Genomic DNA, 23,206 nt, shown 5'->3' with positions numbered 1-23,206 from the left:
AGTGTTAAGCAATTTTTAATTTTAAGTAAATGACGATAATAATCCTTAAAAGCTAGAAATCCCAACATTTATAGTTAAATAACCCAACAAAAACCACACTAACTACGCTGCAATGTAAATATATTCTTAACAATGTAAATTCAATGTAAATGTTTTTCTCTCTTTTTCCCTTTTCGTTAAAGTTACATTTACAATTCCGCTGTATTTTGTAATTTTTACACACCTAATTTATGCACATTAAAAATAATTTCAGTAATATTTTTTAGTACAACTAAATAAATTGGAACAATTCTAAAAATAAATGAATATTTTTAAAGTACTAATTGACAACATAATCCAATGTAGTCTACTATATTACTAACAAAAAGTTTACCTTAGGAAACTTTTTAAACTCAAACTAAAAATATAGAGATGAGGTAACTTTTATGGTATCGGCTAATATAAAACCACTTTCCGAATTTAAAATAGGAGAGTTTGTACAAATTGAGAAGATACAATTAGAAGGAACTATGAAACGACGCTTATTAGATTTGGGATTTATCCCGGGGGCGACGATTAAAGTATTGCAACGCAGTCCACTTGGAGATCCGGTCGCTTATCAAGTGAGCAACACAACTATTGCACTGCGTAAAGAAGAAAGCTCCCTTATTTTCGGGGTATTAATAGGAGATGATTTCAGATGAGCAAACATCGTATCGCTTTAGCTGGTAACCCGAATACAGGGAAAAGTACATTATTTAATACTTTAACAGGCTTAAAACAACATACTGGAAACTGGACGGGAAAAACTGTTTTAAAAGCTGAAGGAGAATATGAACATAACGGAAGTAATTATACATTAATAGATTTACCGGGAACTTACTCACTATACTCAAATTCCGCAGACGAAGAAGTAGCGAGGGATTATATTATATTTGAAAAACCAGAAGTAACTGTAGTTGTTATAGACGCAACTGCTATGGAAAGAAATTTAAATTTAGCACTCCAGGTGATGGAGATGACAAATAATGTAGTCATTTGCATTAACTTAATTGATGAAGCCGAGAAAAAAGGGATTGTTATCGATGAAAAGAAATTAGCAAAATCACTTGGTGTACCTGTCGTTAAAATTTCAGCACGTAACCGAGTAGGTATTGGTCATTTGCTAAATGTTATTGCAAGAGTAGCAAATAAAAAACTAATTCCAACACCAATTAAAATTACTTACAGCGAAAAAATTGAAAATATGATTCAGGAATTAGAACCACAAATTTATAAAGTGTTCGGTGATACGTATCCAGCACGTTGGATTGCGTTACGTATATTAGATGGAGATAAAAATTTCTTAACTACACTTCAAAAACACCATAATGAACCACTTGTAAGGGAGGTCGTAATTAATGGAATCTCACTCAGCCAGTAAAGCTCTTCCATTAGACTATATTATTCAACATGCACAAACACTTTCAAAAGAAGATATACGAGATGATATAGTCGGAGATATTTACCGAACATCTGCAAGCATATGTAAAGAATCTGTCCAATATACAAACACTGATAAATTATATCGTTCCGAAAAACTAGATAAAATTTTCACATCTCCAATCTGGGGATTCCCAATTATGCTCGGTATTTTATCTATTATTTTTTATCTTACAATTGCAGGCGCTAACGTACCATCTGATATGATTGCCGAATTCTTCGGATGGGCCGAAGGATATTTAACATCTTGGTTCCAAGCAGGGCATGCACCTGAATGGTTACATGGCATTTTAATACTTGGTTTGTTCCGTGGTATCGGTGCTGTTATTAGCGTTATGTTACCACCTATGGCAATCTTTTTCCCTATGTTCGCGCTATTAGAAAACTACGGATACTTACCACGTGTCGCGTTTAATATGGACCGCTTATTCAAACGATCCGGCGCACACGGGAAACAATCTTTAACAATGGCAATGGGATTTGGTTGTAATGCAGCAGCCATTATGTCAACACGTATCATTGAATCACCACGTGAACGCATGCTAGCAATTTTAACGAACAACTTCGTTCCTTGTAACGGTCGCTGGCCTATGTTAATTTTAATGGCTTCACTATTTATGGCTGCTGGTTATACAGGCAGTATGCAAACATTGGTTACTGCTGGCGTTGTAGTCGGAATGGTTGTAATTGGTGTTATTATGACATTAACTGTTTCTTGGGTACTATCAAAAACAGCCTTAAAAGGGGTTCCAACTCACTACACACTTGAGTTACCTCCGTACCGCAAGCCAAAAGTTTGGAATACAATTGTTCGCGCAACACTCGATAAGTCAATCTATGTTTTAAAACGAGCTATAGTTGTTGCCGCCCCTGCGGCTGCATTAACTTGGTTACTTGCTAACATTTTTATTGGTGACACAAGCTTACTTATGTATTTTGTAAACTTTCTAGATCCATTTGCTAAAATGTTAGGACTTGACGGCTTTATTCTAGCTGCATTCATTCTTGGACTACCCGCTAATGAAATTGTAATCCCAATTTTATTAATGTCTTACTTATCAACTGGGGCTTTAACTGAAATAGATGATTTTAATCAAATTAAAAATCTATTCCTAGAAAATGGTTGGACTTGGTTAACAGCGTTAAACACAATGTTGTTCTCACTTCTTCATTTCCCGTGCGGAACAACACTTGTTAATATATACAAAGAAACAAAAAGTGCAAAATGGACATTCTTATCGTTTGCAATCCCTACCGTTATCGCCATTGTTGTTACATTCCTCTCTACACAATTGGTACATTGGTTAGGGCTTGTATAAAGCAAAGCATACATAGAAGGTATCCCCCTTCACATATGCTTTGCACGAAAGAAACCTGAAATTATTCAGGTTTCTTTTTTTGCACATCAGTATTCCACGGCTGTGCTCCATACGTTGTGAGTTTTTTATGAATAAAATATATAGTTCCTGGAAGAACTGCCATTAATATCGTGCAACTAATTCCTAATCCAGTAAACAACTTTCATCACCTTATTTCACTCTTTTCGGTAAAGCTGAACCTGAATGTTCAATTGTTGGATGAACATGAACAGTAATTTCAGCATTACTAAAGTAATTTTCGCCTTGATCCCAATTCTTACTTACCTTTTTCCACTCTTTATAATTATGTCGCTTATACACTTCCCCTAACTCTAGTACATCTACCTTATATTTTTTTTGAACAAGTTTAATTGATTTTTGAATACGCTTCTCCATTTCTTCCGATATATCCTTCTCTAAACGCTTTTCATTCAAAACCTTTTTATGATCACTGAAATGCAACTCAGCCAATGTGCCTTCCAGAGATAAATGAATATCAAACTTTGGTTTTGTAGCATTCGTTGTGGATACTTTAATTTTTCGACGTAACTTATGAATTTCATATGTAATAAGTTGATTCTTTTTACGGATGGTAAAAAAACCTCCAATTTTTTTACCTATTATATAATTCATCCCTACTGTTTCTTCCCCACTCAAATTGCCTACACATTTATTATCCTTTCCACGAAACAATGCTGCACCGTTCATTTGTACTCCTTGTTTTGTTAGTTCCAGAATAGGTAATACAAAACTTCGGTTAGAGATCATCTTTTCCTGCACCTCACCAATTCTTGCAGCCTCAATCATTTGGGCATTTTTCGGAGGGTGTTCAGCTAACATATCAATATACTGCGCCGGTAAATTTTCAGGCTTGGCACTTTGTTTTAAAATAGCTTCGGCATTTTTATTAGAAACGAACAAACGAATATTTCTTCTCATCTCATGATCGCGAATATATACATCTAACGTATTTTGTAAAATGTATGGATGTGAAAGTAATTCTTCAGAGAAAATAATCACCTGTATATGAGGGAAAAATAATGTACGACTAATTTTTTTGGCGATTATTCTTATTTGTTCAAATACACTATCTGCTTTTGCACTAACATTAATATAATTTTCGCTATCCCCACCCCCTTGTCCACCCTGTTGAGACAATTTACTGGGGAGTACCATCTGATAGGTCCCTTTCATAATTGGATTCGCTTTCTTCTCCTTCACAATATCGTAAGCCGCTCCTACTACAAATCCTCTTTCTTCTATCTCTTCTAACTCAGAACACCCACTCATAAATCCAGTTAAAGCCATAACCATTATAATTTTAAGAAGGTGTTTCATTTCCACCATTCCTTCTTTTTATTTTATATACAATTAAAACGAGCAAAGGAGCTAACACAACAAACCCCATATCTATCCAAGCTAAATAAGTCCCATAACTTGATAAAGTATTTAAACTACTAGGTATCATATTCACCATAAAAATAATAGGGGCACTTATGAAAATAAAAATTTGTTTCTTCACTTTCGGAAACATAGCACAAAACAATAAAGATGCGACGTCATAATACATTGCTGTAGTGTTATAAATAGTAATAATCCAAGTCGTAAAAAAAATCGCATCAAACCTTTCTAAAAATCCTCCACCAATTTCAATTTCTTTCCCTAATTCAATTGTTGGATATGTCAATCCACGTGTTGTCATATACGTAAAAACACTAATACAAGTTACATAAATTAAAATGTATGACAGCACGTTTACCATCACCGCTTTCGCGACTGCCATTGGCGCTTTTTTCGCTGTCTTATCATTCAGCAACACCGCATAAAATAAAGCTACTTCAAATCCAATAAACGTAAAAATAGAATTTTTAACTCCAACAGCATATTGACTTACTTTCGTTTGAAAAGCTGGTAGTAAATTATTTATTTCCATTAAATTTATATTCAATAAAGAAAGAAGTACTATCGCAATTAAAACAATAGGCAAGAATAAAACATTTAACCTTAATAAGGCTGCTCTTGATCCTGCTATTCCATAAATAACAACTAATAAGAAGAAAAAAGACAGTAGTTGTATTGGTGTATCACTAAATAAATACGTTTGAGAAATAACTGAAATCATTCGTGATTCATACGCTGTCAAAGCAGCAAACGTTAATACTAAAATACTACTAATTGTGTATGCAACAGGCTTCGTCAAATGCGCACTCGTATATTGAACAAAATTTTGTTTTGGAAATAAGATAGCCACTCTCGTCACAAACCAGCCTAAAACTGCGCAAATCAGTCCACCCAAAAGCAAGATAATCCAACCGTCCGAAAATAAAGTTTGGTTAGCGATATCTCTTGGCATAGACAATGCCCCTATACCAATAATGGTCGATGACACCGCAAACCCAATTTCCCGAGATCCAATCTCTTCATCGCCATACTCAAATGGTTTCACTTATTTTCGCTCCTTTGGACGTATTGTAGAATCTTTTGTTTGTAAGTACTCCGGTCTATCTTTCAACATCGCTTTTGGTATGCGAATAAATTCTTCTTTCCAATCTTTATAAAATGCAGGAGCAATTGGAGTTGTATACGGTATACCAACACTTGTTAAATTTGTAATATGAACAGCAAGTGCAATCAGAGCTAGAATGATCCCATACAACCCAAAAGCCGTTGCAGCTAATACAAAGACGAAAAGTAAAATCCGGAACGTAATCGTAATACTATATACAGGAAGCGAGAACGTAGCAATCGCAGTAACTGCAATAATAATAACTAAAAACGGATTTACAATCCCTGCATTTACCGCAGCTTCTCCAATTACAAGACCTCCTACAATCCCTATCGTTTGTCCCATTGGTTTGGGCAATCGGATTCCAGCTTCTCGTATTAATTCCATAGTCAAGGCCATCATTAACGTTTCAATATATGCTGGAAACGGAACACCTTCCCTCGCACCTGCAATTGAATAAGCCAGTTTAGAAGGAATAAGTCCTTGATGATAAGATACAAGTGCTACATACATAGCTGGTAACAAAACCGCGATTATACCTGAACCCATACGTAAAAATCTTAGTAACGTTCCAATCACCCAGCGCTCGTAATGATCTTCTACAGATTGAAAAATATCAACAAACACAAGCGGTGCAATAAGTGCAAACGGAGATCCGTCTACTAAAATGGCCGCTTTTCCCTTCGCTAATGACGCTATAATATTATCTGGCCTCTCTGTATTCAAAAACTGTGGAAATGGAGATAAATTATTATCCTGAATTAATTGTTCAATCGTACCTGTTTCCAAAATAACATCTGTCACTATTGATTGAAGACGGCGATCTAACTCTTTTACAATGTGAGGATTAATAATATCTTCTATATATACTAGGGTTACTTCTTTCTGCGATCGCTTCCCCATAATATAAGATTGGAACCTCAACTTTGGATCGCGTAAACTGCGTCGGATTAACATTTTATTCACATTAATATCTTCATTTAATCCAACTCTTGGTCCGCGTATTAAATCTTCTGTCACTGGTGGCTCTAAACTTCTCTTCTCCCAAGCCCTACTATTAATAACGATAGCAGTTTGAATATTATCAATTAATATAACTGTATCTCCCGCTAAAATCGCATTTATAATATCCGGAAACGTTGTCTTCTTACCCACTTCCGCAATAGAAATAAAACGATCCAATAACGTCTGAACGACAGCCGCTTCATTTTGCACTTCTTCATATTGAAGAGTACGAACTACATATTTATAAACATTATCCTTGTCTGTTAACCCACATAAAAACACAACCGCACAACGTGTAAAACTCCCAGCAAGAACAACTTCTCTAATTGTTAAATCATTAGGTGAACCTAACTCATCCCTAATTTCTTTCATAACTTCAAATAAGTTACCTTCAAGCTCTAACAATTTCCCCACCTAACTTCCTTTTCAACAAGTTTTTAGTTAGATTCCGCTAATTGAAGAAAATATATACAAAAAAGAGCTATCTCTTTTCAAAGATAGCTCTAATAAAGTAAAACTTTAATCAGCCCTCACCAATCGGACTTTTACAGGCAGCAGGGCCCCTACCTAACTTCTTTGCTTCCGCTGAATTTTGAGTTGAGGGTCTTACTGCCCGTTAATGCGGGATAAACGAATTACTTTTCTACTATTATATTGTTTTTCTTTATAGATACACTTTTTGTAAATCCACTAACTACAAACATCACAATCATATTAATTAACAATGCGACTATGCCTACATTCAAATCTTTTATATACTGCGGGAAACTCGGAAACATTGTGGCTATAGTTGAACCAGATAAGGTAATATATGCGACCACTAACAGCCCAACTCCTATTCCTGCAATCGCTCCTTGCTTCGTAATAATTTGGCGTGGAAACAAGCTACATACAAGTGCAGGGAAAAGTTGTGTAACAATACTGTATCCCATTAATAGAAGCGCTCCTATCGTTTCTCCTCCTTTAAATGTAAATAAAACTGCCACGAGCGTTACTACAGGCACAAATAATTTTGCCATCTTAGCAACTTGTCTATCTGAAGCAGATGGAACTATCGTTCGATAAATATTTTTCGCTAACAGTGTAGAAGCCGCCATAACAAGCATCGAACCCGGAACCAATGCCGTTAATACTCCCGCACTACCAATAATTCCAATAAACCAAGGATCAAAAGTTTGTAAAGCAAGACGGAATAACGAAAGATCTACATCCGCTCCCTTTAACCCAGGAACTTGCAATATAGCAGCAAATCCTGCAAAAAATACGAAAAGTAAAACTAAAGAATACAATGGCATAATTGCTGCATTTTTACGAAATACTTTTTCATTTTTTGCAGAAAAAGCAGAAGCAAATGTATGAGGCCACATATAAAAACCGAGGGCCGTTAATATAATAGTAGAAACAAACCAAGAAATACTCATTCCTTCTTCAGGTAAAGATAAAAATCCCGGTTTCGCTGCCTCTACAGCCTCAGACATCGGCTGAAATCCTCCATAATAATGATACGGTAAATATATACCTAAAAACATAACGATAAACAGTATCATAATATCCTTCAAAGCAGCCGTCCAAGCCGAACCATGTATACCTGAAACCATTACATATATAGTTATAACAATAGCACCAATCCAAACCGCAACAACAGGTGACACCCTTCCGTAAGAAGCTTCTAAAACGATAATTCCCAGTCCTTTTAACTGTAAAACAAGATATGGGATGATGGAAACAACACCAACAATTGAAACAATAATCCCAAGCGCTTTACTTCTATATTTCTTCGCAAAAAAATCCGACTGTGAAACAAGGTTATGCTCTTTCGCATACTTCCAAATCGGTGGCAATAAAAAATACGATAAAAGATAAGCTAAAGCGCCATAACCTAAAATATAAAAGGTAGGTGCTCCTTTGCTATACGCCCAGCCACTTCCTCCCAAAAATGTAAACGTCGTATAAATTTCACCTGCCATAAGGAGAAAAACAAAAATAGTGCCAAACCCTCTTCCCCCAACTGACCATTGCTCTAAATTCATATCTTTTCCATGTTGTGCCCGAATCCCTAAAAATAGTGCGAGAAACAAAAATAAAATAATGATAAGTAATGCAGTCATTTTACATCCTCCTTATTAGCAGGATCAAACACGTACACAAGCCCCATACAAAAAGATGTAATAAACACTGATAATAATACCCAAAATAATAAAAATGGCATCCCTAATACGTAAGGAGTAACTGAATTCGCAAATATTGGCCCAACTACTAAACAAAGAACTGGGATAAGCGCTAGAATGTGTATTTTCTTCATCTCATTCTCCTTTACTTATAAAGTTCATAATGGCTGATACAAAGACTTCCACTCCAATCGGTAATGCATCTTCGTCAATCGTAAAACGAGGGTGATGGTGAGGATATATAATACCTTTCTCTTTATTTCCCGCTCCGATAAAAAAGAATGTCCCCGGTGCCTTTTGTAAAAACGCTGAAAAATCTTCTCCAGCCATCGTCGGCTGTAAACGAACAACTCTATCCCTTCCATAAAGTTGTAATGCCGTTTGTTCAATAAGCTCTGTAGCTTCATAGTCATTTACAACTGGTCGATACCCATATTCATATGAAAATGTATATTTCGCTCCGTAAGATTCCGTAATATGCTTCACAATCCGCTCAATCTTCTTCTCTGTTTCACCTCGTAATTCATGTCTTAAACTTCTCACTGTCCCTTCAATCTCGGCTTGCTCTGGTATTACATTATGAGTTGTCCCCGCATGAAATTGCGTAACAGATATTACGAGAGAATCTAATGGATTCGTGAGGCGAGATACAATTTGCTGAAGTTGCGAAACGACTTGTGTTCCGATTGCAATACTATCCACCGTTTCATGAGGGATTCCAGCATGTCCACCTTTTCCCTCTATCTTAATTTTAAAAACATCCGGTGCAGCCATTGCAGGACCATAAATAACACCTATTTTCCCAACCTCTAACGACGCCCAAAGGTGAGCACCAATAATATAATCCACACCTTCCATTACACCTGCAGCAACCATCTCCTCTGCACCACCAGGAAAATTCTCTTCAGCATGTTGGAATAGAAAACGAATCTCTCCTTTAATCTTCTCTCTTTCTTCTACTAACTTATGTACAACCCCAAGTAATATCGCTATATGTCCATCATGACCACATGCATGCATTACACCTTTATATATAGAAATAAAATCAAACTCATTTTCTTCATGAATAGGAAGAGCATCCATATCGGCTCGAATCGCAACTGTTTTGCCCGGATGTTTACCTACTAACTTTGCCATCACACTATATTTAGTCGGCCGTGACACTTCTAAATATGGGAATTTCCGAAGTATATCGAACACAAACTGCGATGTTTTCTCTTCTTGAAAAGATAACTCTGGATACTTATGAAAATGCCTTCTCCACTCAACTAACTGATTTTTTGACAAAACAAGTTCCTTTGCAACATCCATTTCTCTTCTCCCCTTCTTCACCAAGTTAAATGTTATTATAACGTGAATTGTTAACTTTTAAAAGAATCTTCTGAATTTTCAGTGATAATAAACTAAAAAGAAAAAGCCATCCAAAAGATGACTTTTTCATTATTATAAAATAGTAATTGCTTGTTTTCCCATTTGCTCCCAAGCTTTCTCAAATTCTGCTCGCGGAACAGCCAAGCGCGGATTATTTTTAAGAGGATCATTTACATATACAAAGTTTTGATCATATCCAATTACTACTGCACTATGCTCATAATATGTAATTTTCACTTCGCCTGAACTCGTATTCCATGTTTCAAAACTACTTTCAGCTAGCGGCTTAAACGTCGTATTAATAATGACCCATACCGGAGAACCAGAACTAATTACTTTATATATATCTTGCATGTCTCTACCTGTTAAATTAATTACTTTTTCAGGAACATATTTTTCTGCTAAATCAAAGATTGGTTTATTGTATACACCATATCCAGGCTCTGCCTTTGTATAAATATTTCCCACAAATCCCTCGTAAGGATTTCCACGCAAACCATTTTGTTCAAATGGAACACGATGAATTTCGCTAGCAAGTTGCATCTTATCTACTTGTACACCTTTATATTGCAGCAACATAGCTAAACTTGTCACTTCACATCCTCGAGGTAATTCTGGTAATTGTTTAATAAACGGAACATCTTCAATCATAGCTGCTTCTTTCATTTCAGATAGAAACTCTAAGCGTAGAACTTGCGCCTTTTGCATGATTTTATCTTTTCCTATAAAAAATGCAGCAGCAAGTATAATTCCAAAAACAAAAAGATATTTTAACTTTTTCATTATAAACAAAACTCCATTAATTATTATTTTACAGATACACCTCTTATCATTGTACCCTTCTTCTTACTAGTTTGCTAGAAAGATCATGTGAATTATCGCTCATAGAATTAATTATAAAAATTCTAATTATTTTTAATAAAAAGAAAAATAAATATACATTTACAGAATATTTTGCTAAAATCAAAATTGTTAACATAGTGAAGATATCACCATGTTAACAAACATTCTTAGAGTATTTAGTCATAGTTCGTTTTTTACATACTCCATTCATTTCATAGCAAATAAACCGAGTGTGTTTTGCATCCCCCACTAATGATTAAAAACTCAGAATAAAACGAAGTTTACACATTCAAGAAAATACGGGGTGAGGGGCATATGAATCAACAAATTGAACAAACAGATTTAAAACGAACAATGAAAAGTAGACACCTATTTATGATTGCACTCGGCGGTGTTATCGGAACCGGGCTATTTATGGGATCTGGTCAAATCGTCCATAATGCCGGACCTGGTGGTGCTATTCTTGCATTTTTAGTCGGTGGATTTGTTATGTATTTAACGATGTTATGTCTTGGTGAATTATCCGTTGCTATGCCAGAAGCAGGTTCATTCCAAAGTTATGCAAGCAAATTCATTTCACCTGGTTTTGGATTTGTTGTCGGTTGGATGTATTGGTTAAATTGGGCTGTTACAGTTGGCGTAGAGTTAACAACTGTAAGTATTTTAATGAAACGCTGGTTTCCAGACGTTTCTTCCTGGATTTGGTGCGTTACATTTGCAGCAGCACTCTTCCTCGTAAACGCTTTATCAGCAAAAGCATATGCAGAAGCAGAGTTTTGGTTCGCAAGTGTAAAAGTCGCGACAATTGTCATTTTCATCGTGCTTGGTGGCGCTGTTATGTTCGGTCTACTAGACTTTAATGGAAAGCCAGCTCCAATGCTTCATAATTTCACTGAAAATGGCGGGCTATTTCCAAACGGTGCATTAGCTGTTCTTCTTACGATGATTACAGTAAATTACTCCTTCCAAGGAACAGAATTAATTGGAATCGCTTCAGGAGAAAGTGAAAATCCTGAAAAAACAATTCCAAAAGCAATAAAAAATACAATTTGGCGAACTCTCTTCTTCTTCGTCTTAGCGATATCAGTTGTTGTAGGTTTACTCCCATGGCAAGAGGCTAATCTAGTTGAAAGTCCCTTTGTACTTGTATTTGATGTAGCCGGTGTCCCATATGCAGCAGATATTATGAACTTTGTTATTATTACAGCTGTATTATCCGTTGCTAACTCTGGTCTATATGCAAATTCTCGTATGCTGTGGGCGATGGCAAAACAAGGAATGGCAAGCCCAGCATTTACGAAATTAACTAAAAAAGGTGTACCGCTAAATGCATTAATTTTCAGCCTAATTTTCGCTAGCCTGTCCTTACTAACAAGTGTATTTGCGGCAGATACTGTCTTTCTAGTTTTAACATCTATTGCAGCAATGGCTGCCGTTGTCGTTTGGATGTCAATCGCCGCTTCACAGTTTTTCTTCCGTAGAAATTTCGTGAAAAATGGTGGCGACATAAATGATTTAAAATATCGTACACCGCTCTATCCACTCGTTCCAATCGTAGCGTTCTCGCTCAATTTCATTACATTTGTTAGTTTGGCTTTCATTCCAGATCAAAGAATTGCTCTTTATTGCGGCATTCCATTTATGATTATTTGTTACATTTTATACCAAGTTAAATATAAAAAAATTGTCACACTTGAACAGCCACGAACTGTCACACAAGAAATAAACTAAATATACAAAATATTCAGCTATCTTTCTTATCATAAGATAGCTTTTTTCTATTTCTTGGATATCCTGGTATAACTTTATTTATCTTAAAATTTTCACAATCACGTTTTTCTCTGGAAAATAGTTTACAATGTAATCAAGTTACAAATGATATTCACCTTAAAAAGTGTGCATTTGTGTCTATTTTTTAACAATATATCAAAAACTATTGCCTTCTATAAATTAATAGGTTTATATTGTTTTATTGGCATAGTTTCAATCCAAGGAGAAAGGAGATTTTCAATCGTGCAACTAAAGAAAGCGTTTTGGAAGTTGGCTTCGCTTCTTCCGTTATCATTACTTCTGTTCCTCGGTGGCTGTGATAAAAAACTCGCAGTATTAAATCCGCAAGGACCTGTTGCAAAAGCACAGTATGATTTAATTGTTTGGTCATTCTTGCTTATGTCATTAATTATCGCAATTGTATTCATCTTGTTTACAGTCATCTTGATTCGTTATCGTGAAAAACCAGAGAATATGGACTATGAGCCACCTGAACAACACGGTAACACATTATTAGAAATCATTTGGACGCTTGTTCCTGTTATTATCGTTATCGCATTATCGATTCCAACAGTAAAAGCAACTTATGCTTCGGAAGAGGTTCCGAAAGAGTCCGAACATATTAAACCAGTGGAGATTTATGTTACATCTGCAAACTGGAAATGGTTATTCAGTTACCCAGAGGAAAAAATTGAAACCGTTAACTATTTAAACATCCCAGCTGGTGTACCAATTCAATTCAAACTGACTTCTGTCGGCCCAATGAATGCTTTCTGGGTACCAGAACTTGGTGGTATGAAGTACACAATGGATGGCATGATTATGGACCTTTATTTACAAGCTGATAAGCCAGGTTCTTACCTAGGCCGTAGCGCGAACTTCTCTGGTGAAGGATTCACTCACATGGAGTTCGAAGTTGAAGCAAAAACTAAAGAGAAATATGACAAGTGGGTTAAAGAAGTACAAGAAACTGCTCCTAAACTAACAGAAGCTAAGTACAACGAAATTGTTAAACCTGGTGTAGTTGGTCGTATGACATTCTCTAGTCACCACTTAAGTTATGTTGATCCAAAATCACTTGAATATTGTGATTACAACTACTACAAAAACAAAAAATAATAGCTATAATTCCAACAGATTGGAGTGAACACAGTGAAGCTTGATGAATTCTTTGTCACAGGTGATCCGATTATTTACGGTGCAGACGCTTCTATCGTTCTTGTGACATTAGCAATCATTTTCGTACTAACAAAGTATAAAAAATGGAAATGGCTTTGGGACGAATGGTTAACAACTGTTGACCATAAAAAAATCGGAGCTATGTATATTATTTCTGCGGTTATCATGTTATTCCGTGGTGGTATGGATGGTTTAATGATCCGTGCACAATTAACATTCCCAGAAACAACTTATTTAAACGCTGAACACTATAACGGGATCTTTACAACACATGGTACAGTAATGATTCTTTTCATGGCAATGCCATTCGTTATGGGATTAATGAACCTTGTAGTACCATTACAAATTGGTGCTCGTGACGTTGCATATCCGTTCTTAAATGCTTTAAGTTTCTGGTTATTCTTTGTCGGAGCAATGTTATTCAACATCGCTTTCGTAATTGGTGGTTCTCCAGACGCTGGGTGGACTTCTTACTTCCCAATGGCAGGTACAGAGTTTACTTCGGGCGTAGGAAATAACTACTACGCAATTGCATTACAGATTTCAGGTCTCGGTACGCTAATGACCGGTATTAACTTCCTTGTTACTATCTTAAAAATGCGTACACCTGGTATGACTTTAATGAGAATGCCAATGTTTACTTGGTCAATCTTAATTACAACAATTATCATTATTTTCGCTTTCCCAGTATTAACAGTTGCTCTTGCATTAATGACATTTGACCGTCTATTCGATGCTCACTTCTTTACGATGGCGAGCGGCGGTATGCCGATGTTATGGGCCAACCTGTTCTGGGTATGGGGTCACCCTGAAGTATATATCGTTATTTTACCGGCATTCGGTATTTTCTCTGAAATCATTAGTACATTCTCACGTAAGCGTCTATTCGGTTACAGTGCGATGGTATACTCAATGGTTGCAATTTCTTTACTAAGTTTCGTCGTATGGCTTCACCACTTCTTCACGATGGGTGCAGGTCCAGCGGTTAACTCATTCTTCTCGATTTCGACAATGGCGATTTCGATTCCAACCGGGGTTAAGATCTTTAACTGGTTGTTTACACTGTATAAAGGACGTATTCGTTTTACAGTTCCAATGCTTTGGTCATTGGCATTTATTCCAAACTTCGTAGTCGGTGGGGTTACAGGGGTTATGCTTGGAATGGCAGCTGCTGATTATCAATACCATAACAGCTACTTCCTAATCGCTCACTTCCACTACGTATTAATCGCAGGTACAGTATTCGCTATGCTTGCTGGATTCACATTCTGGTATCCAAAAATGACTGGTCATATGTTAAATGAACGCCTAGGTAAATGGACATTCTGGATCTTTATGAGCGGATTCAACATCTGTTTCTTCCCAATGTACTTCTTAGGTTTAGACGGTATGACTCGTCGTATGTACACTTACTCTGAAAGTCTTGGATGGGGATGGCTAAACCAAATCGCATCTGTTGGTGCGGTAATGATGGGTATCGGCTTCCTACTTCTTTGCTACAACGTAATTTGGAGTGCACGTCACGGTGAACGTGACACAACTGGAGATCCATGGGATGGTCGTACACTTGAATGGGCAACTCACTCTCCTGTACAACATTACAACTTCGCGAAGCTTCCTGAAATTAAAGAAGCTGATGCTTTCTGGTACATGAAAAAACGCGGAGAAACAGTTACACCAGCAGCAGAAGATATCAAACCAATTCACATGCCAAGTAACTCTGGTGTGCCTATTATTGCGTCTGGATTCTTCGGTCTTGCAGGTTTCGCATTAGTATTTAGCTGGTTCTGGCTTGCAGCAATCGGTGGAGTTGGTATTTTAGCTTGCTTAATCTATCGTTCATTCGATTATGATGAAGGTTACTATATCAGTGTTGATGAAATTAAAAAAACAGAACATATAGCATGAGAGGTGAAATGACATGGCGGCTTTAGATAAAAGCTTACCTTTGGAATATCAATCCGAACAAAGCAGATTGAATATCCTAGGATTCTGGATTTTTCTTGGGGCTGAAATTATGCTGTTCGCAACACTTTTCGCCTCTTATCTAGTCCTTGCTGGTCGTACGGCAGATGGCCCAACACCAGCGCAATTGTTTGAACTTAAAACGCTTTTAATTCAAACATTACTACTTTTAACAAGTAGTTTTACATGCGGTATCGTAATTCATGAAATGCGTAAGCATAACCAAAAAGCGATGCTTGGATGGTTCGTCCTTACATTACTTTTAGGTGCAGGTTTCCTATTCTTTGAGATCGAAGAGTTCATTATGTACATTGGTGAAGGCGCAACAATTCAAACAAGTGCTTTCTTATCTGGATTCTTCGTTCTTCTTGGAACGCACGGAGCTCACGTAACAGGCGGTATCATTTGGGCAACTTGTGTTATTATCCAAATTTTAAAACGAGGTTTAACACCAGTTACAGCTCGTAAAGTATTCATTATCAGCTTATACTGGCATTTCCTTGATCTAGTTTGGGTCTTTATTTACACACTAGTTTACTTGAACGGGATGGTGGCGTAAATGGCTCAAAACAACAATCAAGCAAACGGGCATGCGCATAGCGGATTCCCTTGGTCACACGTTTTCGGATTTATTTTATCGCTTGCATTAACGTTTCTAGCGTTATACGTGGCACTTTACACAACATTGCCACTTTCAACAGTCTTAACAACTATTATCATAATGGCTGTTGCGCAAGCATTGTTACAATTAATTATGTTCATGCATTTAAAAGAAGGAGAAGGAAGAGTTCAAATTCTTACAATGATATACAGTTTCTTCGTTGCAACTGCAACAGTTGGTTTAACTGTATGGATCTTCTTCTCAATGTAATGTACATGAAAAAGACTGCTGAGATTCCTCAGCAGTCTTTTTTTATCCCCTCCCCTATTACATCCACATTACGGAATTAACAACAGAATCATGAAAAATATACTTATTATGACAAATGTTAAGAAAAATCTTTCTTTATGAAATCGAATCCATATGCGTTGCTTTTCTACCTATTATATGGCTAAATAGGTACTATATTTATTTGAAGGGAGAGAACGCAATGGAACATCATACTTCTGTTCTATCACTTATGGTTGTCGTTGCAATCGCGTTTTTCGTTCCCCTTTTGTTACAACGCTTTAAATTAAAAGCACTTCCTGTTGTCGTTGCAGAAATTATTGCAGGAATCTTTGTAGGTAAAAGTGGGTTTAATATTATTGAGCCAGATATATGGCTTCAAGTTTTATCAACATTAGGATTTATCTTCCTCATGTTCTTAAGCGGTTTAGAAATTGATTTTTCTATCTTTAAACAAAAAGGGAAAAAAAATACGACAAACGAGCCAAATACATTTCAAGTAGCAAGCATTATCTTCTTATTTATTTTCATCTTATCTTATGCCCTATCATTACTATTCGTATGGCTAGGATTTGTAGATAATGCAATGTTCATGACTTTAATTATTTCAACTATTTCTTTAGGTGTTGTTGTACCAACATTAAAAGAAAACAACCTAGGAAAAACTGCAATCGGACAAATCATTTTATTAGTTGCTGTTATCGCAGACTTAGTTACAATGATTTTACTCGCTGTTTTCGTCGGATTAAATTCCGAAAGCGGTCAAAGTATGTGGCTCTTACTTATTCTATTCGGTGCCGGTATTGTCATTTACTTTATTGCAAAACGCTTTAAAAACATTCCATACTTAGATAGTTTAAAAGCTGGTAGTGTACAAATTGATACACGAGCTGTTTTTGCACTCATTTTAATCTTAGTTGGGTTATCGGAATCTGTTGGAGCAGAAAATATTTTAGGTGCCTTCTTAGCAGGTGTACTTGTATCGTTATTATCACCAAATGAAGATATGGTGGAAAAACTTGATTCTATCGGCTATGGTTTCTTCATCCCTATTTTCTTCGTAATGGTTGGTGTAAATCTAGAGGTGTGGTCTATTTTCAAAGAACCTTCTAGCATGCTAATGATTCCAATCTTAATTGTAGGACTCTTTATTTCGAAACTCTTACCATCACTCGTCTTAAGAAAATGGTATCCACGTAATATCGTACTTGGAAGTGCAATCTTATTAACATCGACACTTTCTTTAGTTATTGCGGCTGCACAAATTGGTGAAAAACTGGAGATCATCAGTCCAAGTTTATCTGCCTCTCTTATTTTAAGCGCAGTTATTACTTGTATTTTTGCACCTATATTGTTTAAAAAAATGTTCCCAAAAGTAGAAACACCAAAACCAAAAGTAGCTATTATTGGCGCGAGCAGAATTACCCTTCCGTTATCACTAGATTTAAAACGAGAAGATTATGACGTAACGCTATATATGATGCGTCAAAACAAAATAAATGATGAAGAAGCGAAATCACATGACTTCCCTATCGTGAAATTAGATGACATCACAATCGCATCATTAACTGAACAAACAGCATTTGATGCAGATCGCGTCGTTGTTGCAACAAGCGATGATGAACAAAACTTATTATTGGCAGAACATGCAAAAGAGCTAGGTGTTGAACATGTTATTGCAAGTGTAGAAGATCCACTTCTACAAGAAAAAGCAACGCAAGAACATATCGCTGTATTCTCAACAATTAACTCTACACGTATTTTATTACGTGCACTTATTGATAAACCTAGTCTCGTTCGCTTAATTACAACAGCAAACGAAACAGTACGTGAAGTTGAACTGCGCAGCAATAAATATAACGGCGTTGCGCTTCGCCGCCTCCCGTTTTTAGGTGATGTACTTGTCATTCAAATCTACCGCGGTAACAAAGCATTAATACCACATGGTGATACAAGACTACAACACGGTGACACATTACTTGTAACAGGTTCAAAAGAACATATCGATACACTAAAAAACATATTAGAGTAAAAAAATGCCCCTCACATAATTGAGGGGCATTTTTTTAACTTCATATGGTAAAATGTTACTATCACATATTATGAGGATGGATCACATTATGTCTATTGTAACTTTAGCTCTTTTATTATTAGCAGAAATACTCGTTGCCATTATTCTCATCGGTGTTAGTATTGAGATTTGTAGTTACGGATGGAAAAAATCGAATGGAATAAAATATTCTTGCCTCCTACTTTCACTCCTTCTCGGAACTGCTAGCATACTCGGACTTCTCGCCGCACCTGCTTATTTCTTTATACAATTAACAGAAAAGGCCTTATAAGAAAGGATGTTAATATGATTATCGTGAAAAATATTGAGGGATCTGAAACTTACGTATTACGTCAAAAAATTTTACGCCCCAATCAAACATTAGCAGATTGTAAATATCCTTCCGATTATGAAACAGACACCTTCCACTTAGGCGCATTTATAAACGATGAACTAATTAGTATCGCTTCCTTCTCAAAAGAAATATACCCTGACCTACCAGCCGGTATTCATTATCGTCTACGAGGAATGGCCACATTACCTGAGTTTCGAAACAACCACGCTGGAAGCTCCTTAATTCAGAATGCAGAACAAATCTTACAAGAGCGTCAAGCAAATATGTTATGGTGTAATGGCCGAATTACTGTAGCTGACTATTACAAGCGATTAGGCTTTCAGGAGCATGGTGAAATTTTTGAAATTGAACCAATTGGCCTTCATAAAGTTTTGTATAAAAAGATATAAGAAAAGCTTTCCTCAATACGGGAAAGCCTTTCTTATATTTCAATCTTCTCTTTTTATTTTTTTCATATATATGTATATAAACAAACTAGGAACTAAAAAACAAGCAAACATAATAAGTCCTGTCATACTAATTTCCTTTATCGAAATATCTGGTGTTACAACGATACAAATAGCTAAAATCCCAATAATAATACCCACCGGAATGAATAATAGCTTCATAAAATAACGACGCGACACTCCGCCCGTATGCTCATACACTTCCACTGAATTTTTCAGATTTAAAAAGTTAATAATTATTATCCCGCCCATAAATACCATTAATAAATCCGAAACACTTTCATATCCTGCCCCTTGCAAGACATAGCGGTAAAAGACGATAGCTAGTATGACGATATTTTGTAAGATGAAAGCTAATCTAATATGTTTTAACCCTTCAATCATTAAACGTTCATCTTTCACGATTTTCATCCTACCACTCCTTTTCCTCCCAAAACAAATCATTCAACGTTTTATCTACTGCATAACAAATTTTTAAACATAAATCTAAAGATGGATTGTATTTCCCCTTCTCAATTAAACTAATCGTTTGCCTTGTAACGCCTACTTTTTCTGCTAATTGTTGCTGTGTTAAATCTAACTGAACACGCGCGACTTTTATTTTACTTACAGCCATTCATGTTCCTCCTCCACCTTTATTGTAACATATATATTGCATTATGTAATTTATATTTTACGAAACCAATTAAGTTTTCACCTTATCCCAATTGGTGCGGGCTAATACACAGTGAGGATATCCCCTACTGCCTATAGTTTCACTTTATTATACACAAAAAGGGAGCCTCCCATAAGAAGGCCCTCTCCTATATTTATATTATAAGAATAAATGACATCCAAATAAGAATGCAAATAAGTATAGTAATGGATGTACTTCCATCCCTTTACCCTTCACAATTTTCAAGACTGGATATACTAAAAATCCAATTGCGATTCCATTTGCAATACTAGATGTTAACGGAATACCTATAAAAATTAAAAATGCTGGTAACGCATCTTCAAATTCATTCCAATTAATATCTCGAATGCTTTGTGCCATTAAACTACCTACTATAATTAATGAAGGAGCTGTAATAGCGGCTACACTTGATAAAGAAGCAATAACAGGACTAAAAAATGCCGTTATAATTGTTAGACCAACAACTACAATCCCTGTTAATCCAGTTTTACCACCTGCAGCAATACCTGCTGACGATTCAATCGTCGCTGCTGTTGGGCTTGTTCCAAAGATAGAACCTGTAGTCCCGCCAATTGCATCTGCAATAAACGCTTTACCAAAACGCTTCTCTGTATTGTCTGTAATTAAACCTGCTTGTTTAATTAAACCGAGTAATGCACCTGTTGTATCGAATAAAAGTACAAGTAAAAATGAAAATACAACGCCGTATAATCCGTATTCAATTACATCTGAAAAGGCATTGATTGGGTTTGAAACGATGATACCCTCTGGTAAATGAGGCATCGCCACAATTTTATCAGCAAACTTCAATTGCCCTGTAAAGAAGGCAATAATTCCTGTCACAATCATACTAATAAATAATGCACCGCTCACACGCAATGTCATTAATACCGCCGCTAATATTAAACCAATTAAAGTTAAAATAACAGCTGGAGAATGAAAATCACCAATCGTAACTAAATTAGACGGATGACCCACGATAATTCCAGAAAGGCGCAATCCAATAAAAGCAATAAATAGTCCAATTCCACCTGCAATTGCATGCTTTAAACTATCAGGAATTGCTAAAATTAACTTTTGCCTAAACGAAGTAAAAGATAATAAAAGAAAAATAATCCCCGTTACAAATACAGCTGAAAAGGCAACTACATATGTAATCCCTTCTGCCTTCTGTACAACAGAATAAGCAAAATATGCATTCATTCCCATAGCTGGAGCAATAACAATCGGGTAATTCGCGAAAATCGCCATACCTACTGTTCCAACAACGGTTGCAATAATTGTTGCTGTAAACGCTTGGTCAAATGGTACACCTGCATCAGATAATATTTTTGGATTGATGACAAGAATATACGCAAATGTAAAAAAAGTTGTGATGCCAGCTAAAAACTCTTGCTTCACAGAAGTGTTATATTTTTGTAATTGAAACATGCTTATGTACCCTTCCTACACCTGAATTATTATCACACATTCTTTTTCTTACTAGTATGTGAGAAATTATAATACTTAATCTTAACAATCAATAAAAAGAAGAGTCAATATATTCCCTAATAGTTCGAATTTTAAGTTTAAGTCTGACAAGTACAGATGTAGTACAGTTCATTATGATTATTTTTGTAGCATAACAGATAGAAATGTTTTATAATTTGAAATAGTTAAATATTTAGTAAACGCATTCAAATATCGTTCACTCTACAAGGGGGATTCTTCTTATGCAGCACACAAACAAATCTGGAACTTTAAATCGTGGTTTAAAAGAACGACATATTACTTTAATGTCACTGGGCTCAGCTATTGGCGTTGGGCTATTTTTAGGATCCGCTTCCGCCATTAAACTAGCAGGTCCTTCTATTTTGCTAGGCTATATGATTGCCGGTCTCGTTATTTTTTTCATTATGCGAGCGCTTGGGGAAATGGCAATTGAACAACCTGTTGCTGGTTCTTTTAGTAAATATGCATATGATTATATTGGACCACTCGCTGGTTATATTACTGGTTGGAATTACTGGTTCTTATGGGTTGTTACTTGTATGGCTGAAATTACAGCAGCTGGCATTTACATGCAGTACTGGTTCCCTGATATCCCGCGCTGGACTTGGGCATTACTTGCTCTATTATTAATGAGCGCTTTTAACTTCTTATCGGTAAAAGTATTTGGAGAACTTGAGTTTTGGTTTGCTCTCATTAAAATTGTCACAATTATCTGTATGATAGTAGTCGGAGCTGGTATTATTTTATTCGGATTCGGAAACGGTGGTATCGCTACTGGTATTTCAAATCTTTGGTCACATGGTGGCTGGTTCCCAAATGGATTTTCTGGGTTACTACTCTCCATGCAGATGGTACTATTCGCTTATTTAGGCGTTGAATTAATCGGCGTTACAGCTGGTGAGGCTCAAAATCCGAAGAAAACACTCGCAAAGGCAATTGATAACGTATTTTGGAGAATTCTACTCTTTTACGTTGGGGCATTATTCGTTATGATGGCAATTTATCCATGGAACGAACTTGGTGAGAAAGGCAGTCCATTCGTATTAACATTCCAGCAAATTGGTATCGCAAAAGCAGCAGGTATTATTAACTTTGTCGTATTAACAGCAGCTCTTTCTTCTTGTAACGGTGGTTTATTTAGTACAGGCCGTATGCTATATACATTAGCTCAGCAGAAAAAAGCTCCTGAAAGATTTGGTCGTTTAAATAAAAATGGCATTCCAAGCCAAGGAATTGTAGCAACTGCTATCGTTTTACTAATTGGTGTTATATTAAACTATCTTGTACCTGCAAAGGTATTTACATGGCTTACTAGCATTTCAACTTTCGGTGCAATTTGGACTTGGGGCATTATATTAGTCGCTCAAATTAAATTCCGTAAAAGCTTGCCTACTCAAAATAAACAAAAGTTATCATATAAAATGCCTTTATACCCATTAAGCTCATATTTCTCACTTGCCTTCCTTGCACTAGTCTTATGTATAATGGCGTATTCAGAAGATACACGAATTGCATTGATTGTCGGCCCAATTTGGCTTATTGGCTTAGCAATCGTATATTACATGAAAGGGTTTCATAAGATTGATGAAACACCTAACTCAAAAATTAGTTAAGCAAAACATCCCTTCCTTATTACTTGGAAGGGATGTTTTTATATCTATATAAATATTTCT

At 36.1% G+C, this 23,206-nt stretch carries 23 protein-coding genes; 12 read left to right on the top strand and 11 right to left on the bottom strand.

All coding sequences use genetic code 11. The features are described from left to right. Positions 1–425 precede the first annotated feature (425 nt). Genes HFD78_RS22625 through HFD78_RS22615 form a run of 3 tightly spaced genes read left to right on the top strand, consistent with a single transcriptional unit; the run spans position 426 to position 2,780 of the window. Positions 426–683 (top strand): FeoA family protein, encoded by a 258-nt coding sequence (locus HFD78_RS22625; protein WP_000252982.1) that lies wholly within the window; start codon positions 426–428, stop codon positions 681–683. Then, on the top strand, positions 680–1,402 hold the full coding sequence (locus HFD78_RS22620) for a FeoB small GTPase domain-containing protein (RefSeq protein WP_000033868.1): 723 nt from the start codon (positions 680–682) through the stop codon (positions 1,400–1,402). The genes HFD78_RS22625 and HFD78_RS22620 overlap by 4 nt, the downstream gene beginning before the upstream one ends. Then, the gene (locus HFD78_RS22615; protein ID WP_000443606.1) at positions 1,380–2,780 is read left to right on the top strand and encodes a nucleoside recognition domain-containing protein; all 1,401 of its coding nucleotides are present in this window, start codon (positions 1,380–1,382) and stop codon (positions 2,778–2,780) included. The genes HFD78_RS22620 and HFD78_RS22615 overlap by 23 nt, the downstream gene beginning before the upstream one ends. Positions 2,781–2,841: 61 nt before the next feature. On the opposite strand, the gene HFD78_RS22610 is transcribed toward HFD78_RS22615, so the two are convergent. The 8 genes from HFD78_RS22610 to HFD78_RS22575 all read right to left on the bottom strand — a co-directional run bounded on the left by HFD78_RS22610 (position 2,842) and on the right by HFD78_RS22575 (position 10,652). Beyond that, positions 2,842–2,979 (bottom strand): hypothetical protein, encoded by a 138-nt coding sequence (locus tag HFD78_RS22610; RefSeq protein ID WP_000493997.1) that lies wholly within the window; start codon positions 2,977–2,979, stop codon positions 2,842–2,844. Between the two features lie 11 nt (positions 2,980–2,990). Beyond that, positions 2,991–4,157 carry a spore germination protein GerLC gene (gene gerLC / locus HFD78_RS22605; RefSeq protein WP_000681631.1) on the bottom strand — a complete coding sequence of 389 codons (1,167 nt, stop codon included), beginning with the start codon at positions 4,155–4,157 and terminating at the stop codon, positions 2,991–2,993. Beyond that, the gene (gene gerLB / locus HFD78_RS22600; RefSeq protein ID WP_000802008.1) at positions 4,141–5,265 is read right to left on the bottom strand and encodes a spore germination protein GerLB; all 1,125 of its coding nucleotides are present in this window, start codon (positions 5,263–5,265) and stop codon (positions 4,141–4,143) included. The genes gerLC and gerLB overlap by 17 nt, the downstream gene beginning before the upstream one ends. After that, the gene (gene gerLA, locus HFD78_RS22595; RefSeq protein WP_002196203.1) at positions 5,266–6,744 is read right to left on the bottom strand and encodes a spore germination protein GerLA; all 1,479 of its coding nucleotides are present in this window, start codon (positions 6,742–6,744) and stop codon (positions 5,266–5,268) included. Positions 6,745–6,965: 221 nt separating this feature from the next. Beyond that, positions 6,966–8,438 (bottom strand): sodium:solute symporter family protein, encoded by a 1,473-nt coding sequence (locus HFD78_RS22590; protein WP_000125928.1) that lies wholly within the window; start codon positions 8,436–8,438, stop codon positions 6,966–6,968. Further along, entirely contained in the window at positions 8,435–8,632 is a 198-nt protein-coding gene (locus HFD78_RS22585; protein WP_000719833.1) for a DUF3311 domain-containing protein, read from the bottom strand. The genes HFD78_RS22590 and HFD78_RS22585 overlap by 4 nt, the downstream gene beginning before the upstream one ends. A 1-nt stretch (position 8,633) precedes the next feature. Continuing rightward, positions 8,634–9,809, bottom strand: a complete 1,176-nt coding sequence (locus tag HFD78_RS22580) for an amidohydrolase (protein WP_000382127.1) — start codon at positions 9,807–9,809, stop codon at positions 8,634–8,636. A 132-nt stretch (positions 9,810–9,941) separates the two neighbouring features. Beyond that, complete coding sequence (locus HFD78_RS22575; protein ID WP_000734488.1) at positions 9,942–10,652, bottom strand: C39 family peptidase; 711 nt, start codon at positions 10,650–10,652, stop codon at positions 9,942–9,944. A gap of 375 nt (positions 10,653–11,027) precedes the next feature. Between HFD78_RS22575 and HFD78_RS22570 the strand changes: the two genes are divergently transcribed. The 8 genes from HFD78_RS22570 to HFD78_RS22535 all read left to right on the top strand — a co-directional run bounded on the left by HFD78_RS22570 (position 11,028) and on the right by HFD78_RS22535 (position 19,309). Further along, a complete protein-coding gene (locus HFD78_RS22570) occupies positions 11,028–12,443 on the top strand; it encodes an amino acid permease (RefSeq protein ID WP_001075749.1) in 1,416 nt (471 codons plus the stop codon). A gap of 282 nt (positions 12,444–12,725) precedes the next feature. Next, positions 12,726–13,601, top strand: coding sequence for a cytochrome aa3 quinol oxidase subunit II (locus tag HFD78_RS22565; RefSeq protein ID WP_001176162.1), 876 nt, complete (start codon positions 12,726–12,728; stop codon positions 13,599–13,601). A 33-nt stretch (positions 13,602–13,634) separates the two neighbouring features. Continuing rightward, the gene (qoxB, locus tag HFD78_RS22560) at positions 13,635–15,569 is read left to right on the top strand and encodes a cytochrome aa3 quinol oxidase subunit I (protein WP_000762367.1); all 1,935 of its coding nucleotides are present in this window, start codon (positions 13,635–13,637) and stop codon (positions 15,567–15,569) included. Positions 15,570–15,582: 13 nt separating this feature from the next. Beyond that, positions 15,583–16,185 (top strand): cytochrome aa3 quinol oxidase subunit III, encoded by a 603-nt coding sequence (gene qoxC, locus HFD78_RS22555; protein ID WP_000729318.1) that lies wholly within the window; start codon positions 15,583–15,585, stop codon positions 16,183–16,185. Further along, on the top strand, positions 16,186–16,497 hold the full coding sequence (gene qoxD, locus HFD78_RS22550; protein WP_000068425.1) for a cytochrome aa3 quinol oxidase subunit IV: 312 nt from the start codon (positions 16,186–16,188) through the stop codon (positions 16,495–16,497). It begins immediately after the preceding gene. A 220-nt stretch (positions 16,498–16,717) separates the two neighbouring features. Beyond that, on the top strand, positions 16,718–18,547 hold the full coding sequence (locus tag HFD78_RS22545) for a monovalent cation:proton antiporter family protein (RefSeq protein WP_000399972.1): 1,830 nt from the start codon (positions 16,718–16,720) through the stop codon (positions 18,545–18,547). Between the two features lie 52 nt (positions 18,548–18,599). Continuing rightward, positions 18,600–18,857 (top strand): DUF4022 family protein, encoded by a 258-nt coding sequence (locus tag HFD78_RS22540; RefSeq protein ID WP_044129536.1) that lies wholly within the window; start codon positions 18,600–18,602, stop codon positions 18,855–18,857. Between the two features lie 14 nt (positions 18,858–18,871). Beyond that, positions 18,872–19,309, top strand: coding sequence for a GNAT family N-acetyltransferase (locus HFD78_RS22535; protein WP_000587679.1), 438 nt, complete (start codon positions 18,872–18,874; stop codon positions 19,307–19,309). 39 nt (positions 19,310–19,348) lie between these two features. On the opposite strand, the gene HFD78_RS22530 is transcribed toward HFD78_RS22535, so the two are convergent. The 3 genes from HFD78_RS22530 to HFD78_RS22520 form a co-directional block, all read right to left on the bottom strand. Continuing rightward, the gene (locus tag HFD78_RS22530; RefSeq protein WP_000706629.1) at positions 19,349–19,777 is read right to left on the bottom strand and encodes a hypothetical protein; all 429 of its coding nucleotides are present in this window, start codon (positions 19,775–19,777) and stop codon (positions 19,349–19,351) included. Between the two features lies 1 nt (position 19,778). Beyond that, a complete protein-coding gene (locus HFD78_RS22525; protein ID WP_000301183.1) occupies positions 19,779–19,982 on the bottom strand; it encodes a helix-turn-helix transcriptional regulator in 204 nt (67 codons plus the stop codon). A gap of 198 nt (positions 19,983–20,180) precedes the next feature. After that, positions 20,181–21,473 carry an NCS2 family permease gene (locus HFD78_RS22520; protein WP_000487197.1) on the bottom strand — a complete coding sequence of 431 codons (1,293 nt, stop codon included), beginning with the start codon at positions 21,471–21,473 and terminating at the stop codon, positions 20,181–20,183. Between the two features lie 281 nt (positions 21,474–21,754). Between HFD78_RS22520 and HFD78_RS22515 the strand changes: the two genes are divergently transcribed. Beyond that, the gene (locus HFD78_RS22515) at positions 21,755–23,146 is read left to right on the top strand and encodes an amino acid permease (protein WP_001164895.1); all 1,392 of its coding nucleotides are present in this window, start codon (positions 21,755–21,757) and stop codon (positions 23,144–23,146) included. Positions 23,147–23,206 lie beyond the last annotated feature (60 nt).

It is taken from the genome of Bacillus sp. EKM501B (assembly GCF_011800505.1).
Lineage (GTDB): Bacteria > Bacillota > Bacilli > Bacillales > Bacillaceae_G > Bacillus_A > Bacillus_A cereus.
This window is presented reverse-complemented; position numbering and strand designations above follow the sequence as displayed.

Excerpts from the sequence above, each read along its gene's own strand:
- HFD78_RS22625 (WP_000252982.1), top strand. The coding sequence starts at position 426 with ATGGTATCGGCTAATATAAAACCACTTTCCGAATTTAAAATAGGAGAG.
- HFD78_RS22620 (WP_000033868.1), top strand. The coding sequence starts at position 680 with ATGAGCAAACATCGTATCGCTTTAGCTGGTAACCCGAATACAGGGAAA.
- qoxD (WP_000068425.1), top strand. The coding sequence starts at position 16,186 with ATGGCTCAAAACAACAATCAAGCAAACGGGCATGCGCATAGCGGATTC.
- HFD78_RS22590 (WP_000125928.1), bottom strand. The coding sequence starts at position 8,438 with ATGACTGCATTACTTATCATTATTTTATTTTTGTTTCTCGCACTATTT.
- HFD78_RS22570 (WP_001075749.1), top strand. The coding sequence starts at position 11,028 with ATGAATCAACAAATTGAACAAACAGATTTAAAACGAACAATGAAAAGT.
- HFD78_RS22535 (WP_000587679.1), top strand. The coding sequence starts at position 18,872 with ATGATTATCGTGAAAAATATTGAGGGATCTGAAACTTACGTATTACGT.
- qoxC (WP_000729318.1), top strand. The coding sequence starts at position 15,583 with ATGGCGGCTTTAGATAAAAGCTTACCTTTGGAATATCAATCCGAACAA.
- HFD78_RS22525 (WP_000301183.1), bottom strand. The coding sequence starts at position 19,982 with ATGGCTGTAAGTAAAATAAAAGTCGCGCGTGTTCAGTTAGATTTAACA.
- HFD78_RS22615 (WP_000443606.1), top strand. The coding sequence starts at position 1,380 with ATGGAATCTCACTCAGCCAGTAAAGCTCTTCCATTAGACTATATTATT.
- HFD78_RS22575 (WP_000734488.1), bottom strand. The coding sequence starts at position 10,652 with ATGAAAAAGTTAAAATATCTTTTTGTTTTTGGAATTATACTTGCTGCT.
- HFD78_RS22520 (WP_000487197.1), bottom strand. The coding sequence starts at position 21,473 with ATGTTTCAATTACAAAAATATAACACTTCTGTGAAGCAAGAGTTTTTA.
- HFD78_RS22540 (WP_044129536.1), top strand. The coding sequence starts at position 18,600 with ATGTTACTATCACATATTATGAGGATGGATCACATTATGTCTATTGTA.
- HFD78_RS22515 (WP_001164895.1), top strand. The coding sequence starts at position 21,755 with ATGCAGCACACAAACAAATCTGGAACTTTAAATCGTGGTTTAAAAGAA.
- HFD78_RS22585 (WP_000719833.1), bottom strand. The coding sequence starts at position 8,632 with ATGAAGAAAATACACATTCTAGCGCTTATCCCAGTTCTTTGTTTAGTA.
- HFD78_RS22545 (WP_000399972.1), top strand. The coding sequence starts at position 16,718 with ATGGAACATCATACTTCTGTTCTATCACTTATGGTTGTCGTTGCAATC.
- HFD78_RS22530 (WP_000706629.1), bottom strand. The coding sequence starts at position 19,777 with ATGAAAATCGTGAAAGATGAACGTTTAATGATTGAAGGGTTAAAACAT.
- gerLC (WP_000681631.1), bottom strand. The coding sequence starts at position 4,157 with ATGAAACACCTTCTTAAAATTATAATGGTTATGGCTTTAACTGGATTT.
- HFD78_RS22580 (WP_000382127.1), bottom strand. The coding sequence starts at position 9,809 with ATGGATGTTGCAAAGGAACTTGTTTTGTCAAAAAATCAGTTAGTTGAG.